This is a genomic window from Actinosynnema pretiosum (assembly GCF_024171695.1).
Taxonomy (GTDB): Bacteria; Actinomycetota; Actinomycetes; order Mycobacteriales; family Pseudonocardiaceae; genus Actinosynnema; species Actinosynnema pretiosum.
Genome location: NZ_JAMTCF010000003.1, coordinates 564,946 through 580,405 on the forward strand (window position 1 = coordinate 564,946; position 15,460 = coordinate 580,405).

Genomic DNA, 15,460 nt, shown 5'->3' on the forward strand with positions numbered 1-15,460 from the left:
AGGGTCGAGTCGGCGATGCGGAACACGATGTGGAGCTGCTGCTCGCTTTCCTGAACACCAGGGATCTGGAAATCGGCGCGGACGTGCTGGACGGCACAGCCGCGTGGCGCGCTTGGGTCACCGAGCGGGGGCTAGGCGACTCGGGGGACCTGGTCGCCGTGCGCGCCGCCCGAACCGCCCTCCGGCGCTCGCTGGGGGACCCGCACGAGGGACCCGATCCCGCTATCGTCGCGACCATCGTCACCGTGGACCTCAGCCACGGCGTGCCGACCCTGGCCAGCGCGGACGCGCTGGGCGCGGTCCTGGGCGCCGCCGCGAGGCTCGCGGTGCTCGGCTCGTGGGAGCGCTTCAAGATCTGCCCGGCGGAGAGCTGCCTGCGGGCCTTCTTCGACCGGTCCCGCAACAGGTCCCGCACGTGGTGCTCGATGCAGGTGTGCGGCAACCGGGAGAAGGCCAGGAACTGGCGCGAGCGGCGCGCCCTCCAGGCGATCACCTGATCCACGGGGCCTGACGCAGGCGCCCGCGCCCGGTCCGGAGGCGCGCGGGACGTCGCGGGAGACGCCCGGTCCGCGAAGGCCGTGGACCGGGCACCAGCCCTGCGCACACCCCGAGCGGTCCGCTTCCAGGAGTGTCACAGCTAGTCCAGCAGTTGCTCCAGGAAGCTCTTGCGGCGTGGCGGGTAGCCGTAGCCGGGCTGGGCGTAGCCGTATCCCGGCGCGTAACCCGGTGCCGGCGGCTGCTCGGTACCCGGTGGCGGCTGGTAGGGCGGCGGCGTCCCCGGCTGGCCCTGCGCTGGCTGTCCCGGCGTGAAGTGGGCAGTGGCGCCGGGGTCTCCGCCCGCAGGCTGGTACGGCGGCGGCGCGCCCTGATCGCCCTCCTGGCCGGGAACCGCGCCGGTCGTGGCGGTGTGGCCGTAGTGCGCCCGCTCCGCCGCGACGATCTGCTCCAGCTCGCCGCCGTCGAGGAAGACGCCCCGGCAGTTCTCGCACTGGTCGATGTGGACGGCGCCCCGCGTGATCGTCTTCATCAGGTCCTGGCACTTCGGGCAGATCACGACTTCGAGACTACGGGCAACACAGGGGTGCCCGCCTGGGCACGGTCGGTGATCGGTGGGCCATCATGCCGGGGTGTCCAGATTTCGCCAGCGAGCCGTCCTGACCGGGTGCGTGCTGGCCGCGCTCCTGGCGGTCGCCGGGCTCCTCGCCACCGACAGCGGCATCGACCCCGACCTGTGGCTCGGCGTGCTGTCCGGGGGCTTCCTGCTGTTCCTCGCCGCCGTCGACCCGTGGCTCCAGCGCCGCAGGACCCCGGTCCTGGCGACCGACGCCAACCTCGACGCCGCCTCCGCCGCGCTGTCCAGGGCCCTGCACGCGCAGTGGAACGACGAGTGCCGCGCGCGCGGGCTCGACGGCGCCGGGCTGCTCGACCTGCACTGGAGCGCCCCCGACGAGCCCGTCAACACCGCCACGCCGCCACCGGGCCGCAGCACCGGCGTCGTCGGCGCGTTCGAGCGGCAGGCGCACCGCAGGCTCGTGCTGCTCGGCGCGCCCGGCTCCGGCAAGTCCACCACGGCCATGCTGCTCACCCTCGGCCTGCTGGAGCGCGGCGGCCCCGTCCCGGTGCTGCTGCCGCTGTCCACCTGGGACCCGGAGGCCGAGGACGTCCGCAGCTGGATGACCCGCAGGCTCTACGAGGACCACCCGGCGCTGCGCAACAACGAGCTGTACGGCAGCTACGCCGCCGACCTGCTGGTGGAGCAGCGCCGCGTCATGCCCGTGCTCGACGGCTTCGACCAGCTGCCCGCGTCCAAGCGCTCCGCCGCGCTCGACCGCATCGCCCGCGCCTTCCCGGCGTCCGCGCCGCTCGTGCTCACCAGCCGCACCGAGGAGTACGCGAACGCGGTCGCCCAGGTCGGCCCGCTCGCGGGCGCCGACGCCGTGCGGCTGCACCCGCTCGACCACGGGGCCGTCGCGCACCACCTGCGCTCCGCCGGTGACCAGCTGTCCGCCGCCGGGTGGGAGCCGGTGTTCCTGCACCTGAGGGAGAACCCCGGCGGGCACCTCGCGGAAGCGCTCTCCACGCCGCTCACCGTCGGCATGGCCGGGGTGGTCTACGCCTACGGCGAGCCGAGCGAGCTGCTCGACCGCACCCGGTTCCCCGACCGGCGGGCCATCGAGGAGCACCTGGCCGACGTGCTGGTGTCCGGCGCGTTCGGCGACCGGGCCGTGGCGCACCAGTTCCGGGCCAGCCAGGTGTGGCCCAGGGACAAGGCGGTGCGGTGGCTGCGGTTCCTCGCGGCCGAGATGCGGGCGCGCGGCATCCGCGAGCTGGCCTGGTGGGAGCTGCGGCGGTCGGTCGGCAGCACGTGGCTGGCGGCGCTCGGCGCGGTCGTGCTCGGGCTGATCGGCGGGGCCGGGGTGGCGTGGCTGATGGCGTACGCCAGCACGCCCGCGCTCGCCCCGTACAGCGGGCTCGTGGTCGGCGCGGCGGTGGCCGTGGCCGCGCTGTACGCGTCGGGTCGGCACGCGCCGAAGGTCAAGGCGCACCACGGGGTGTGGCGCAGCGTGCTGGTGCTCAGCGCGTCGGTCGGCGGCGCGGCCGGGCTGGTGTTCGGCGCGCTCTACGGGCTGTCGGCCGGGCTCGTCGTCGGGCTCGGGCTGGCCGTCGCGACCGCGCTGCGGTTCGCGCTCAGCAGCAACGCCGAGCTGACCCACCCGTCCAGCCCGCTCTGGACGATGGCGCGCGACCGGATCGCGGTGTGGACCGGGTCGCTGGTGCTGGCCGTGGTGTTCGGCGCGGCGGCCGGGCTGGTGTTCGGGCCCAAGCAGACCGGGATGGTCGGGCTGGGGCTGGCGTCCGGGCTGCTGCTCGGGTTCGCGCTGACCGTGCTGAACCTGCGGTGGTGGTGGTTCACCGTGGCGCGGGTGTGGCTGGCGCTGCGCGGGAGGCTGCCGTGGGAGCTGATGGCGTTCCTGGAGGACGCGCGCAAGCTCGGCGTGCTGCGGCAGGCGGGGGCCTGCTACCAGTTCCGGCACGCGCTGGTGCAGGACCGGCTCGCGGGTCCGGTGGCGGCGAAGGTGAAGGGCGGCCGGGGCCTGTTCAAGCCGAAGGGGGTCAAGGGCTTCAAGGTGCGCGGCGCCGGGGCGGACGCCACCCGAGGTGAGGGGGCGCCCGCCGAGTCGGCGGTGTGAGGCCTACCCGCCCAGCTTCCGCAGCCGCGTCACGGCCTCGTCGAGCACCTCGTCGCGCTTGCAGAACGCGAACCGCACCAGGTGCTTCCAGCGCTCCGGGTGGTCGGCGAACACCTGCACCGGCACGCCGACCACGCCGATCCGCTCCGGCAGCTCCCGGCACAGCCGCTCGCCGTCGTCGAAGCCGAGCGGGCGGACGTCGGCGGTGATGAAGTAGGTGCCCTCGCACGGGCGCACCGCGAACCCGGCGTCGGTCAGGCCTTCGGCGAGCCGGGACCGCTTGTCCTGCAACGAGTCCCGCAGCCGGTCCACCCACGGCAGCTCGTGCCGCAGCGCGTGCGCCACGGCGGGCTGGAACGGCGCGCCGCCCACGAACGTGAGGAACTGCTTGGCCGCGCGCACCGCGTCCAGCAGCGGCGCGGGCGCGCAGACCCAGCCGATCTTCCAGCCGGTGCAGTTGAACGACTTGCCCGCGCTGGAGATCGTCACGGTCCGCTCGGCCATGCCGGGGAACGCGGCCAGCGGCAGGTGCTCGTTGCCGTCGAACACCAGGTGCTCGTACACCTCGTCGGTGATCGCGACCAGGTCGTGCTCGACGCACAGCGCGGCGATCGCGCCCAGCTCCGCGCGGGTGAGGACGGTGCCGGTGGGGTTGTGCGGGGAGTTCACCAGGACCGCCCTGGTGCGCGGCGTGACGGCGGCGCGCAGCGCGGCAACGTCCAGCCCGAGCCTGCCGGTGCCCGGCTCCTCGGCGAGGCCGACCGCGCGGCGCGTCGCGCCCGCCATCGCCACCGCCGCCGCGTACGAGTCGTAGTAGGGCTCGATCAGCAGGACCTCGTCGCCGGGTTCCACCAGCGCCAGCAGGGACGCGGCGATCGCCTCGGTCGCGCCGACCGTCACCAGCACCTCGGTGTCCGGGTCGTAGCGCGTGCCGTAGCGGGACCGGTGCTCGGCGATCGCCTGCCGCAGCGCAGGGACGCCCGGTCCCGGCGGGTACTGGTTGGCCCCCGAGTCGATCGCGGACTTCGCGGCGTCGAGCATGGCCCGCGGCCCGTCGGTGTCGGGGAAGCCCTGGCCGAGGTTCACCGATCCGGTCCGGTTCGCCAGCGCGGTCATCTCGGCGAAGATCGTCGAGGTGAACGGCCGCAACCTGGGGACTAGCGCTGGTACCCGCACGACCCAGGATCTTCACGGACAATGGGGGCGTGGAGCAACTGACGGCCGCCGACCAGGTGAAGCGGCGGGACCTGCGCAGGATGAAGCTCGTGGCGACGGGGTTCTTCCTCGCCACGACCGCCGTGTTCCTGGTGACCCTGCTGTTCGAGGCGGACGGCCCCGCGTGGGTCGGGTACGTCCGGGCGGCGGCCGAGGCCGGGATGGTCGGCGCGCTGGCCGACTGGTTCGCGGTGACGGCCCTGTTCCGCAGGCCGCTGGGGCTGCCCATCCCGCACACCGCGATCATCCCCAGCCGCAAGGACAGCTTCGGCGACGCGCTGGGCTCGTTCGTCGGGCAGAACTTCCTGGCGGAGTCGGTGGTGCGGGAGAAGCTGAGCCGCGTGGAGGTGGCGCGCAGGCTCGGCGAGTGGCTTCGGGAGCCCGAGCACGCGGAGCGGGTGACGTCCGAGGTGTCGAACGTCGTCAAGGGCGCCGTGACGGTGCTGCGGGACGAGCACGTGCAGGCGGTGGTCGAGCAGGCGGTCGTGCAGCGCCTGATGGCCAAGCCGTGGGGCCCGCCGCTGGGGAAGCTGCTCGGGCAGGTGTTCGTGGACGGCGGGCACCACAAGCTGGTGGACCTGGTGTGCGACCGGCTGTACGAGTGGGTGAAGGACAACCACGCCAAGGTGATGCAGGTGGTGACCCAGCGCGCGCCGGGGTGGTCGCCGAAGTTCATGGACTCGCTGCTGGGCGACAAGGTCTACAACGAGCTGCTGAACTTCGCGTGGGCGGTGAAGACGGACGTGAACCACCCGATGCGGGTGGCGGTGGACCAGTTCCTGGAGGAGTTCGCCCGCGACCTCCAGCACGACCCGGCGACGATCGAGCGGGCCGAGCTGGTGAAGGACCAGGTGATCGAGCACCCGGAGGTGCAGAAGGTCATCGGGTCGGCGTGGGGGACCGCGAAGAAGATGCTGCTGGACGCGGCGGAGGACCCGTCGAGCGAGCTGCGGACCAGGGTGCGCGACGGGCTGGTGAAGTTCGGGACGCGGCTGGTGGAGGACGACCAGGTCAGGGGCAAGGTCGACGGGTGGCTGGAGGACGCGGCCGGGTACGTGGTGGCGAACTACCGGGACGAGATCACGACTCTGATCACGGACACGGTGGAGCGGTGGGACGCGGAGGAGACGTCGCGGAAGATCGAGCTGCAGGTGGGGCGGGATCTGCAGTTCATCCGGATCAACGGGACGGTGGTCGGGGCGCTGGCGGGGTTGGTGATCTACTCGGTGGGGCAGCTGCTGGTGTGAGGTGGGGCGGTCGGCGGGGCCTCGCCTCCCGGCTCACACCGCCCAGCTCGGCCCCTCCGGCGAGTCCAGCCAGAACCGCTGGTCCTCCCCCTCCACCGTCACCCCGAACCGCGACCGCCGGGGCCTCCCCAGCGCGGTCCACTCGCGGTGGCCCTCCTCGGCCTCCGTCCACAGCCGCCGGGGGCCGCCCTGGGACACCAGGCCCGCTCTCGGGCGGGCCCACGAGCCGTCCTCGTGGGCCAGCAGGACCGGGTTCATCGTCACCACCGCGCCGCGCAGCACCAGGCCCGCGAAGAACTCGTAGCCGCTTCCAGGGTGCACCACCTCGTGCGCGGGCAGGGAGGTCGCCCTGGTCTCCTCCGGGACCGCCGTCGCCGCTCGCGCCAGCGCACCCTCCGCCCACCCCGCCGCGTGCGCCCGCAGCGGCATGAAGCGGCCGTCCTCCGCCAGGACCCTGCCCTCCGCCCGCTGCCCGCCCAGCGCGGTCAGGCGGATCAACCCCGCACCCAGCGGGCGGTTCAGGGTGGTCACCACCACGCCCCCCGGCCTGGTCTGCTCCAGCCACGGCAGCGGCACGCGGGACACCGCGCAGGTTCCCAGCACGCGGTCGTACGGCGCCGCCTCCGGCCAGCCGCCCGCGCCGTCCGCCCGCGCGCACGTCGGGGACCAGCCCGCCGCCGCCAAGGCGGCCCGCGCGCGGGACAGCACCGCCGGGTCCACGTCCACCGTCACCACCGCCGACGAACCCAGCCCCGCCGACAGCAGCGCCGCGTTGTACCCCGTCCCGGTCCCGATCTCCAGCACCCGGTGGCCGTCCTCGGCCCCGAGCGCCTCCAGCATGATCGCCATGATCGTCGGCATGCTCGACGAGCTGGTCGGCACGCCGCGCGCCCACCCCAGCTCCCGCGCCCGCGACCACGCCCCGTCGTCGCCGTCCAGCTGGGTCACCCGGACGTCGTCCCGGTAGACCAAACGCAACCAGTCCGGGTCGCCGGAGGTCACCGGGACCCACGCGCCGTCCTCCCGCTGGGCGAAGAAGCCCGGCAGGAACGCCTCGCGCGGCACCTCGCGGAACGCGCGCACCCAGCGGGGATCGGAGAGGACGCCCTCCCCGACCATGCCGTCGACCAGCCCCTCGCGGAGCCGCGCGCCGAGGTCCACGCGACCCACGGTAGCGCTGTGTCGCAGCACACGCCCCGAGTGCTAGCAGTGCGCTTGCAAGAGCTAGCACTCGCTCGTACCGTGGAAGTCGGGAGGTGGTGACGTGGACAAGTCGATCGACAAGGCGGTCGCCGACCTCGGCAAGGGCATCGGCGACTACATCAAGGAGCAGCGCAACAGCGCCAAGATCTCGCTCCGCCAGCTGTCCAAGCTGGCCGGTGTCTCCAACCCCTACCTGAGCCAGATCGAGCGAGGCCTGCGCAAGCCCAGCGCCGAGATCCTCCAGCAGATCGCCAAGGGCCTGCGGATCTCCGCCGAAGCGCTCTACGTGGAGGCGGGAATCCTCCAGCAGCGCGAGGGCGGCGCGCTCGCCGACGCCATCACCACCGCCCCCGACCTGACCGAGCGGCAGAAGCAGGTGCTGCTCGACGTCTACGCGTCCTTCCGGCGTGAGAACGCCGCCACCGCCGTCACCGAGCACGAGGAGTGATCACCATGGCGAACCTGCCCACCACCGAGGAACTCCGCAAGGCGGGCGAGCAGGCAGCCTCCGCCGCCCGCACCCCGCTCCTGGCCGCGCTCGGCGCGGGCGACCTCGCGGCCAAGGCCGTGGTCGAGGCGCTGGGCAAGGTCAAGGACCGGGTCGAGACGGCCAGGGCCAACGCCGAGGACCTGCCCGCCGAGCTGCGCGGTCGCTTCGACGCGGCCGAGCTGCGCAAGGTGGTCGACGCCTACACCAAGTCCGCCGTCGACCTCTACCAGTACCTCGCCGAGCAGGGCGAGCACGCGCTGGAGAAGCTCAAGACCCAGCCGCAGGTCCAGCGGGCGCTGAGCCAGGTCGACCAGGCCGCCGACGACGCGAACAAGATCGCCGACGACGTGCTCGGCAAGGTCACCCGCCGCACCCGCTCGACCGGCGAGAAGCTCGCCGCCGAGGTCGAGGACGCCACCGAGGAGATCGCCGAGGCCGTCGTCGACGCGGGCGCCGAGGTCGCCCACGAGGTGCGCAGCAACAGCCGCAAGGCCGCGAACCGCACCGCGCCCCGCAAGGCCAAGCCCGCCCCGGCGCAGGGCGAGTAGCCGACGTCCGGGCGGGACCTCCGAGGACCAGCGCTGAGCAGCGGCGGACCACTTCCGGGTGGTCCGCCGCGCGCCGTTCGGGGGAAGGTTCGGGGGAGGGACGTCGAACCCCGGCCCCCACGAATCGCCCTTTCCCGCAGGCACTCGCCCTGACCTGCGGAAACACCCCGCCATCCCGGTCGGAACCCGAGCCGCCCCGGTTCCGCCGGGTGTCCACGACCGCGCTCCCCGCGTACCCTGGGTTCCGTGCCGCTGTTCAGATTCCCACCCGCCGACGTGGCGTACCTGGATGCCTGGGTGCTGTTCCTCATCTACTACGTGGCGCTGTTCGCGGGCGTGTTCGCGTTCGCCCACGCGGTGACGCAGCGCGCGGAGGCCTACCAGGCCGCGGAGCGGTTGACCAAGCCCGCCTGGATGGGGATCACCGGTGGTGGCGCGCTCGCGCTGCTGCTGTTCTCCCTGAACGGCGCGGGCGGCATGTTCTGGCTCATCGGCGTCACCGCGGTCTCCGTCTACCTGGTCGACGTCCGCCCCCGACTGATCGAGGTGCAGCGCGGCCCCAGGTGGTGATCGCCCACCGGAGCCACGGCTCGGGCGGACCGGTCACGCTGGTCGCCCACGGCCTCGGCGCGACGCCGGGTGAGGCCCGCCTGCCCGCGTCCGGCCTGCCGGGCACCAGGGTCGTCGTCACCCTGCCGGGTCACGGCGACGCCCCGGACGCCCCGCCCGGCTACTGGACGTACTCCGGGATCGCCGCCGACCTGCGCGCCGTCGCCCGCGAGACGGGCGCGACGCGGGCCGTCGGCGTCTCGCTCAGCTCCGCCGCGCTGCTGGCGCTGCTCGCGGACGAGCCCGACGCGTTCGAGCGCGTCGTGCTGCTGCTGCCCGCCGTGCTCGACCGGCCGCGCGGCTCCCTCACCCGCGAGCAGGCGATCACCGCCGTCCCCGGCCCCGCCGACTACCTCGCGCAGCGCCGAGCCGCCTTCGACCGCCTCGACGGGGTGCTCGAAGCCCTCACGGGTCAGGTCGCCGTCACCGACCGCGAGGCCCTGTCGCGGGTCACCGCGCCGGTCCTGGTCGTCGGCGCCACCGAGGACCCCCTGCACCCGTCGGACGTGGCCGCGCAGGTCGCCGCCGCCTTCCCCAAGGGCGAGCTGGAACTGGTCCCGACCTGGCTCTCCCACCGAGGTGACGTGCGGCGCCGGGTGGTTGAGTTCCTCGCTCGCGGGTAGTCGACCGGCATGGCGAACGAGCAGAAGAAGATCGCGTTCCTGGTCAGCGCCGAGGGCATCGAGCAGGTCGAGCTGACCGACCCGTGGCACGAGGTCGAGAAGGCGGGCGGCGTGCCCAGGCTGCTGTCCACCTCCCTCGGCCAGGTCAAGGGCTTCAACCACCTCACGCCCGCCGACGAGTTCCCGGTGGACGTGCCGTTCGCCGAGGCCGACCCGGCCGACTACGACGGCGTGGTGATCCCCGGCGGCGTGGCCAACTCGGACCTGGTCCGCACGGACGAGGACGCGGTGCGCTTCGTCCAGGCGTTCGCGCAGGCGGGCAAGCCCATCGCGTCGATCTGCCACGGTCCGTGGCTGCTGGCCGAGGCCGACGTGCTGAAGGGCAAGAAGCTCACCTCCTACCCGAGCATCAAGACGGACCTGCGCAACGCGGGCGCCGACTGGTCGGACGAGGAGGTCAGGGTCTGCGACCACAACGGCTGGACCCTGGTGACCAGCCGCAACCCGGACGACCTGCCCGCGTTCAACAAGGCGGCGCTGAAGGCATTCGGGCTGTAGCAACCTGACTTCACCCGACCGGCCCTTCCGGAGAGGCAAGGCTCCGGGGAGGGCCGGTCACGTTTTGTGAAGCGGAGCGGTGACTGCGCGCAGGGCGCTTTTCCCTGTGCGCAGTCAGGCCTCCGCTTCTGGGAGTGTCACAGCGAAGGCGGCCATTGCGTTACGGGTGTAGTTGGCTACGCCCGCGCCGTGCGCGTCGAGCTGCGCGCTGAACTCAGGCGAGTCCGCGTACAGCTCGCCCAGCCCGGTGTACGACTCCCGGTTCGGCGTCCAGCTGCGCAGCAGCCAGCGGTGGTGCCGGGCGGTGACCGCCAGCGCCTCCGGCGAGTCCGGCGCGGCCCCGCTCGCGGCCACCTCGCCGAACGCCGCCGCGATCGCCTCCCACTCGGCCTTGAACCCCGCCGCGTCGGCGGGCGACCAGCCCTTCATCCGCTCCTTCCCCTCCGCGATCGGCTCCACGACGCACTCGCCGTAGCGCTCCACCAGCTCGGCCTCGTAGCGGGCCTGGCGGTCCGCGTCGAAGCCGTCGAACAGCTCTTCCGTCCTGCTCACGGCGGTCCTGCCTTCCAGTTCGTCGATGGTCCTGGTGACGGTCGCGGCCAGCAGGTCCAACCGCTCCCGCTCGGCGCGCAGCCACGCGAGGTGGTTGTGCAGCACGTCGAGCTGGGTGTGCCTGCCGTCCAGCACCTCGGCCACGGTGTCCAGGCCGAGCCCGAGGTCGCGCAGCAGGAGGATCTGCTGGAGCCTGAGCAGCTGCTCGCGCTCGTAGTAGCGGTACCCGTTGACCCCGGTTCGGGCCGGGGCGAGCAGCCCGATCGAGTCGTAGTGGCGCAGGGTCCGCGACGTCACCTTCGCCATGCGCGCCACCTCGGCGATCGACCAGCTCATCCGTCCTCCTCAGCCGTGCTGGGAACGACGGTAGGAGTTGACGCAGCGTCAACGTCAAGCGCGACGCTCGGACGGATGACCGGGGTCCGGCGGGTCGCCGGGACCCGCCGGGCCCCGGTGGCAGGATGGGCCGGGTGTGGAGCATCGCCGGGTCGCTGACCCCAGTCCCCGTCCTGGACCGCCCCGACCTGCTGGCCGGACCCGTTGCCGCCGCCGTGCGCGCGCTGGCCGAGGCCGACCGGGTGGCGGTCACCGAGATCGACGCGGAGCTCGCGGACACCGCGGCCTTCTGCGAGGCCTACGGGTCGCCGCTGACGGCGTCCGCGAACTGCGTGATCGTGGCGGGGAAGCGGGGAGAGGTCACGCGGTACGCGGCGTGCGTCGTGCTCGCCACCACCAGGGCCGACGTCAACGGGGTGGTGCGCAGGAGGCTCGACTCCAGGAAGGCCTCGTTCGCGCCGATGGACGACGCGGTCGAGCTGACCGGCATGGAGTACGGCGGCATCACGCCGGTCGGCCTGCCCGCCGACTGGCCCGTGCTGCTGTCCCCCGAGGTGGCCGCCGCCCCCGAGCTGGTGATCGGCAGCGGCATCCGGGGCAGCAAGCTGCTCGTGCCCGGCGCGGTGCTGGCCAAGCTGCCGGGGGCCGAGGTCGTGGAGGGGCTCGCGCGCCCGGCCTGACCGGCCCGGTCCGACCCGGTGGATTCGCGCGCGCCCGGCATCGCGGATAACCCCTGGAACCGGTAATTCACTCAGCCAAATGGGCTTCCAAAACCGCTCTGGCCTGGTCGTGGGAAAGGTGGCCGACGACCACGTGCGTGGTCAAGCCGTCGGCCAGCGCCAGCAGGGTTGTGGCCGCGTGCTCGGGGTCGGGACGATCTGCCAGCAAACGGGTGAAAATTCCGTGCAATTCGGCGTAGTTCGCTCGCAGGACCTCGGCGAGCGGCGGGCTGACGGCTGCTTGGGCGGCGAAGGCCAACCAGACCTTGGCCTCGGACCGGTGGGATAAGACGCCCTCACCGGTCACCTGCGGGAGCGGCGCGCCGACCTGCGGCTCAGCCCCTCTCGCCCTGGACAGCGCCCTGCGGCCCACCTCCTGCAGTGCGAAGCGCAGCATGTCCTCCTTGGTGTGGAAGCAGCGCTGCACCGCGCCCATGGACACGTCGGCTTCGGCGGCGACATCCCTCAGGGAAACGCCTTCAAAACCGCGCTTGTCGGCGAGCCTGCAGACCGCGTCCGCGATCTTCCTGCGGCGCGAATCGTGATCGACGGCTTTCGGCACGAGGGGATCGTAGCTAATGCAAGCGCATCGAAAGGTTATTCCTTGATCCGTCCATCGCCCCTTTGGCGGAATCGCGGATCAGGGGGTGGGGTCACCCGATCTCGGCTGCGTACTTCCGAAGCAGGTCGACCGCCTCGGCCGGGTCGTCGGTGACCAGGATCCAGCGCTCGGCCTCCCGACCCCGCGCCAGGTTGCGCACCAGCGGGGCCGCCGGGACCTCCTCGGTCCAGAACCGCGCGCCGAGGAACACCATCGGCGCGGCCGGGCCCACCGAGCCGTAGTGGTTCTGGGTGTAGTCCTGGAAGACCTCCTGGACCGTGCCCGCGCTCCCCGGCGTGTAGACCACGCCGCCCGTGGCGACGGTGAGCAGACCCTCCTCGCGGACCGAGTTCGCGAAGTACTTGGCGTGCACCTCGCAGGCCGGGTTGGGCGGCTCGTGGCCGTAGAACCAGGTCGGCACGCCGATCGTGCGCGGCAGCTCGGCGACGGGCAGCTCGGGGAACGCCGCGATCCACTCGCCGATCGACCGGGCGTCGTTGCCGAACGTCGGGGCTGCGGCGAGGTCGGCGAGGATCGAGTCGTCCACGCCAGCGCGCACGCCCAGCGGCACGGCCTCCATCGCGCCGGGACCACCGCCGGTCAGGACGGTGAACCCCGCCTCGCCCAGCGTCGCGCCCAGCTCGACGGCCTTGCGGTAGCCGTCCGTGCCCCGCCCCAGCGCGTGCCCGCCCATCACCGCGACGGGTGGGGACGGGATGCGGGCGAGCAGGTCGTCGAGCGCCTCGGTGATCGCGTGGTCGTGCAACCGCTCGGCGAGCGCGTGCAGCGGGTCGGGGTGGTGGCCCTGCTTCCGGCTGTGCAGGTAGATCCGGTGGTCCGGGGTGTCCGCGTAGGACTCGGGCGCGGCCGGGTCGAAACCGGCGAAGAGCTCGGGCGCGGTGTAGAGGTGCGACCGGTAGACGTCGTGCGGCAGGTCCGGGATGGTCGGGAACAGCAGCGCGCCCGCCGCCTCGGCCCTGCGGCGGGCGGAGGGGCTGAGCGAGCAGCCGAGGAAGAGGGCGCCGTCCAGGGGGACGCGCAGCTCCTCACCGCTCAGGTCCAGGTTGACCAGCACCGCGCCCCGGAGGTCCTGGGCGGACCGGGCCTGCTCGACAGTGACGATCTCGGTGCGCACCACCGCAGCGTAGTGGGAGCGGGAGGACGGGTGGTGAACGCGGAGCCAAGGTTTTCGCTGTGACATTCCTAGAAGCGGAGGCCTGAGTGCGCACAGGGAAAAGCGCCCTGTGCGCACTCACCGCTCCGCTTCACAGTGCAGTTCGGGTGGCTCAGAAGATCACGGTCTGCCCGCCGTGCACCAGGACGCGGTCCTCCAGGTGCCAGCGCAGGCCGCGCGCCAGCACGACCTTCTCGATGTCGCGCCCCTTGCGCACCATGTCCGCCACGGCGTCGGTGTGGTCCACCCGGATCACGTCCTGCTCCACGATCGGCCCCGCGTCCAGGTCGGCCGTCACGTAGTGGCAGGTCGCGCCGACCAGCTTCACGCCCCTGGCGCGCGCCTGGTGGTACGGCCGGGCGCCGACGAACGAGGGCAGGAAGCTGTGGTGGATGTTCAGCGCCCGCCCCGACCAGGCCGCGCACAGCTCCGGCGGCAGCACCTGCATGAACCGGGCCAGCACCACCGCGTGCGGGTCGTGCCCGTCCACCAGCTGCTTCACCTGGGCGAACGCCGCGCTCTTGCCCTCGGCGTCGGCGGCGGGGAACGGCACGTGGTGGAACGGGATGCCGTGCGCCCTGGTGATGTTCGCCAGGTCCGGGTGGTTGCCGATCACCGCCGCGACGTCGACGTCCAGCTCGCGCGAGGCCACCCGGCCCAGCAGGTCGTACAGGCAGTGCCCCTCCTTGGACACCAGGATCACCACCCGTCGCCGCTCGCCGGTGTCGGTCACCCGCCAGTTCGCCTGGGCGCCCAGCTCGCGCGCGATCGCGGTGAACCGCTCGCGCAGCTCCTCGACGCCGAACGGCAGCGAGTCGGCCCTGACCTCCTGCCTGGTGAAGAACCAGTTCGTGGCCTGGTCGGTGTGGTAGGCCGCCTCGACGATCAGGCCACCGTGCTCGGCCAGGAACGAGGAGATCCTGGCGACGATGCCGGTGCGGTCGGGGCAGCCGAAGGTGATCACGTAGCGGCGTTCTTGCTGAGGCACCGGGGCAGTATCCCCGCTTTCCGCTAGGGGCGCGGGAGAGCGCGCAGCAGGTCCCCCCGTCCGGTCACGACCGCGTGGCTGGGGCGGGCCCAGACCAGCCGGTAGAGCGAGTCGGCGGTGCCTGCGGCGGTGACGTCCTCGTCGACCGCCGAACCCTCCAGCGGACCGACCTCGGGCGCCTCGCCGGGGGTCAGGCGCAGCAGCCAGGAGCGCGAGGCGTCTGCGGCGTGCAGCACGGCGCGACCGGAGAGCTCGTTCGGCTTGGTGAGGTGCTGGCGGGTGAGCATGGTGGTCAGGTACTCGTCCACGCCGTCGGCCGCGAGGTCGGGCGGGAAGAGCAGCACCGGGACGTCGGTGCCCAGGGCGGCGTGCGAGGCGTGCTCGGCGTCCAGCCGGTGCACGGCGGTCTCGTGCGTCTGGCGACGGGCCCAGAAGGAGACGGCGCCGGGGCCGATGAAGGTCCAGGAGGGGCGGGAGGGGTCTTCGGTCGTGAGCACCCGGAGCAGTTCGGTGAAGCGCTCGTCCCACCAGTCCAGCAGTTCGGACCAGTCCTCGGGGCCTTCCTCGGGACGGGGAGGGGAGGTGGTGTCGGGCGGCGTCAAGGCGGCCCGGATGGACCAGGCGTGCGTCCGGGCAACGTGCCGGGCTAACGCCTCGACCGTCCAACCTGGGCAGGTCGGGACGGGGGAGGTGAGGTCGGTGGCCGCGATGAGAGCGCGCAGCGCGTCGTACTGCTCCCGGAGGGAGCGGGTGAAGTCAGCGTGTTCCACAGCCTGAGCCTAGGGGGAGCCTGCATCCCCGCACTGCCCGATTACCGCACTGCCAGGGCGTCGCATTGCCCGGTCACCGCACTACCCGGAAGACCGCACTGCCAGGTTCGGCGCACTGCCCGGAAGACCGCACTGCCAAGCTCGGCGCAAAGCGCGGGCTGCGGGGCGAGCGCAGCGAGCCCGCAGCCACCCAATCCCGCGTCCCTCTTCTCCGTTTGGCCTGGCGAAGCCCGAGCGCGCTTGTCAAGATGCCGCCGCATTGTGCGGTAGATCGGGGTGTCATACGGCGTCTTGACAAGTGAGGTGATCTCAGTGAGGTGTCTGGTCGGTGTTCCAGTTGTGTTCGTAGTGGGTGCAGGTCAGTGCGGCGGCGACGATGAGGGTGAGTTTTCGTGGGCTGGCGGTGGTGTGGCGCAACGCCTTCCACCGTCCGACCAGTAGCGCGAACCCACGCTCGCCTCGACCTCTCAGACCACGCAGGAGCAGGTCGTGGGTCTTCTGGTCCACATTCAGTTCGGGTTCGGCCCAGCGTTTGCGCGGGGTGCGGTTCGGGGTGACCACCCCGTGCCCCGCGTTGAGATAGCCCTGGTCTGCGAGGGTGGGCAGGTCGAGTTCGACGGAGGCTCGGGCCAGTGC

Annotated in this window: 17 protein-coding genes and 1 pseudogene; 9 read left to right on the forward strand and 9 right to left on the reverse strand. The window is 72.7% G+C overall.

Translation table 11 applies throughout. The features are described 5' to 3' along the window. Positions 1-29 precede the first annotated feature (29 nt). Entirely contained in the window at positions 30-497 is a 468-nt protein-coding gene (locus tag LV78_RS09025) for a CGNR zinc finger domain-containing protein (RefSeq protein ID WP_253844272.1), read from the forward strand. A gap of 140 nt (positions 498-637) precedes the next feature. Here the strand turns inward: LV78_RS09025 and LV78_RS40605 are convergent, their stop codons facing one another. Next, positions 638-1,054: a TFIIB-type zinc ribbon-containing protein gene (locus tag LV78_RS40605; protein ID WP_308208688.1), complete on the reverse strand. Its 417-nt coding sequence runs from the start codon at positions 1,052-1,054 to the stop codon at positions 638-640. A gap of 73 nt (positions 1,055-1,127) precedes the next feature. On the opposite strand from LV78_RS40605, the gene LV78_RS09030 reads away from it, so the two are divergent. Then, a complete protein-coding gene (locus LV78_RS09030) occupies positions 1,128-3,191 on the forward strand; it encodes an NACHT domain-containing protein (protein ID WP_253844274.1) in 2,064 nt (687 codons plus the stop codon). A 3-nt stretch (positions 3,192-3,194) separates the two neighbouring features. On the opposite strand, the gene LV78_RS09035 is transcribed toward LV78_RS09030, so the two are convergent. Beyond that, positions 3,195-4,367 carry a pyridoxal phosphate-dependent aminotransferase gene (locus tag LV78_RS09035; RefSeq protein WP_253844275.1) on the reverse strand — a complete coding sequence of 391 codons (1,173 nt, stop codon included), beginning with the start codon at positions 4,365-4,367 and terminating at the stop codon, positions 3,195-3,197. A gap of 29 nt (positions 4,368-4,396) precedes the next feature. Between LV78_RS09035 and LV78_RS09040 the strand changes: the two genes are divergently transcribed. Next, the gene (locus LV78_RS09040) at positions 4,397-5,653 is read left to right on the forward strand and encodes a DUF445 domain-containing protein (protein WP_372494830.1); all 1,257 of its coding nucleotides are present in this window, start codon (positions 4,397-4,399) and stop codon (positions 5,651-5,653) included. 33 nt (positions 5,654-5,686) lie between these two features. Here LV78_RS09040 and LV78_RS09045 read toward each other — a convergent pair whose 3' ends face one another. After that, positions 5,687-6,814, reverse strand: coding sequence for a methyltransferase domain-containing protein (locus LV78_RS09045; RefSeq protein ID WP_253844277.1), 1,128 nt, complete (start codon positions 6,812-6,814; stop codon positions 5,687-5,689). Between the two features lie 103 nt (positions 6,815-6,917). On the opposite strand from LV78_RS09045, the gene LV78_RS09050 reads away from it, so the two are divergent. The 5 genes from LV78_RS09050 (at position 6,918) to LV78_RS09070 (ending at position 9,684) form a co-directional block, all read left to right on the forward strand. Beyond that, positions 6,918-7,304 carry a helix-turn-helix domain-containing protein gene (locus LV78_RS09050; protein WP_253844279.1) on the forward strand — a complete coding sequence of 129 codons (387 nt, stop codon included), beginning with the start codon at positions 6,918-6,920 and terminating at the stop codon, positions 7,302-7,304. A 5-nt stretch (positions 7,305-7,309) separates the two neighbouring features. Continuing rightward, positions 7,310-7,894: a hypothetical protein gene (locus LV78_RS09055; RefSeq protein WP_253844280.1), complete on the forward strand. Its 585-nt coding sequence runs from the start codon at positions 7,310-7,312 to the stop codon at positions 7,892-7,894. Between the two features lie 246 nt (positions 7,895-8,140). Beyond that, entirely contained in the window at positions 8,141-8,464 is a 324-nt protein-coding gene (locus tag LV78_RS09060; RefSeq protein ID WP_253844282.1) for a DUF2516 family protein, read from the forward strand. Beyond that, entirely contained in the window at positions 8,458-9,126 is a 669-nt protein-coding gene (locus tag LV78_RS09065; RefSeq protein ID WP_253844284.1) for an alpha/beta fold hydrolase, read from the forward strand. Before LV78_RS09060 ends, LV78_RS09065 begins: the two co-directional genes overlap by 7 nt. 9 nt (positions 9,127-9,135) lie before the next feature. After that, a complete protein-coding gene (locus LV78_RS09070) occupies positions 9,136-9,684 on the forward strand; it encodes a type 1 glutamine amidotransferase domain-containing protein (RefSeq protein ID WP_253844286.1) in 549 nt (182 codons plus the stop codon). A gap of 114 nt (positions 9,685-9,798) precedes the next feature. Here LV78_RS09070 and LV78_RS09075 read toward each other — a convergent pair whose 3' ends face one another. Further along, positions 9,799-10,572: a MerR family transcriptional regulator gene (locus LV78_RS09075; RefSeq protein ID WP_253844288.1), complete on the reverse strand. Its 774-nt coding sequence runs from the start codon at positions 10,570-10,572 to the stop codon at positions 9,799-9,801. A 125-nt stretch (positions 10,573-10,697) separates the two neighbouring features. Here LV78_RS09075 and LV78_RS09080 point away from each other — a divergent pair, with 125 nt between their 5' ends. Next, complete coding sequence (locus LV78_RS09080; RefSeq protein ID WP_253844289.1) at positions 10,698-11,252, forward strand: YbaK/EbsC family protein; 555 nt, start codon at positions 10,698-10,700, stop codon at positions 11,250-11,252. A 67-nt stretch (positions 11,253-11,319) separates the two neighbouring features. Here the strand turns inward: LV78_RS09080 and LV78_RS09085 are convergent, their stop codons facing one another. The 5 genes and pseudogenes from LV78_RS09085 to LV78_RS09105 all read right to left on the reverse strand — a co-directional run. Beyond that, complete coding sequence (locus LV78_RS09085; RefSeq protein ID WP_253844291.1) at positions 11,320-11,853, reverse strand: TetR/AcrR family transcriptional regulator; 534 nt, start codon at positions 11,851-11,853, stop codon at positions 11,320-11,322. A 91-nt stretch (positions 11,854-11,944) separates the two neighbouring features. Further along, complete coding sequence (locus LV78_RS41520; RefSeq protein WP_253844293.1) at positions 11,945-13,027, reverse strand: LOG family protein; 1,083 nt, start codon at positions 13,025-13,027, stop codon at positions 11,945-11,947. A 151-nt stretch (positions 13,028-13,178) separates the two neighbouring features. Further along, the gene (purU, locus tag LV78_RS09095; RefSeq protein ID WP_253844295.1) at positions 13,179-14,054 is read right to left on the reverse strand and encodes a formyltetrahydrofolate deformylase; all 876 of its coding nucleotides are present in this window, start codon (positions 14,052-14,054) and stop codon (positions 13,179-13,181) included. A 23-nt stretch (positions 14,055-14,077) separates the two neighbouring features. After that, entirely contained in the window at positions 14,078-14,824 is a 747-nt protein-coding gene (locus LV78_RS09100) for a maleylpyruvate isomerase N-terminal domain-containing protein (protein ID WP_253844296.1), read from the reverse strand. 309 nt (positions 14,825-15,133) lie between these two features. After that, positions 15,134-15,460 (reverse strand): annotated as a pseudogene (locus LV78_RS09105) (IS5/IS1182 family transposase); the annotation flags it as partial.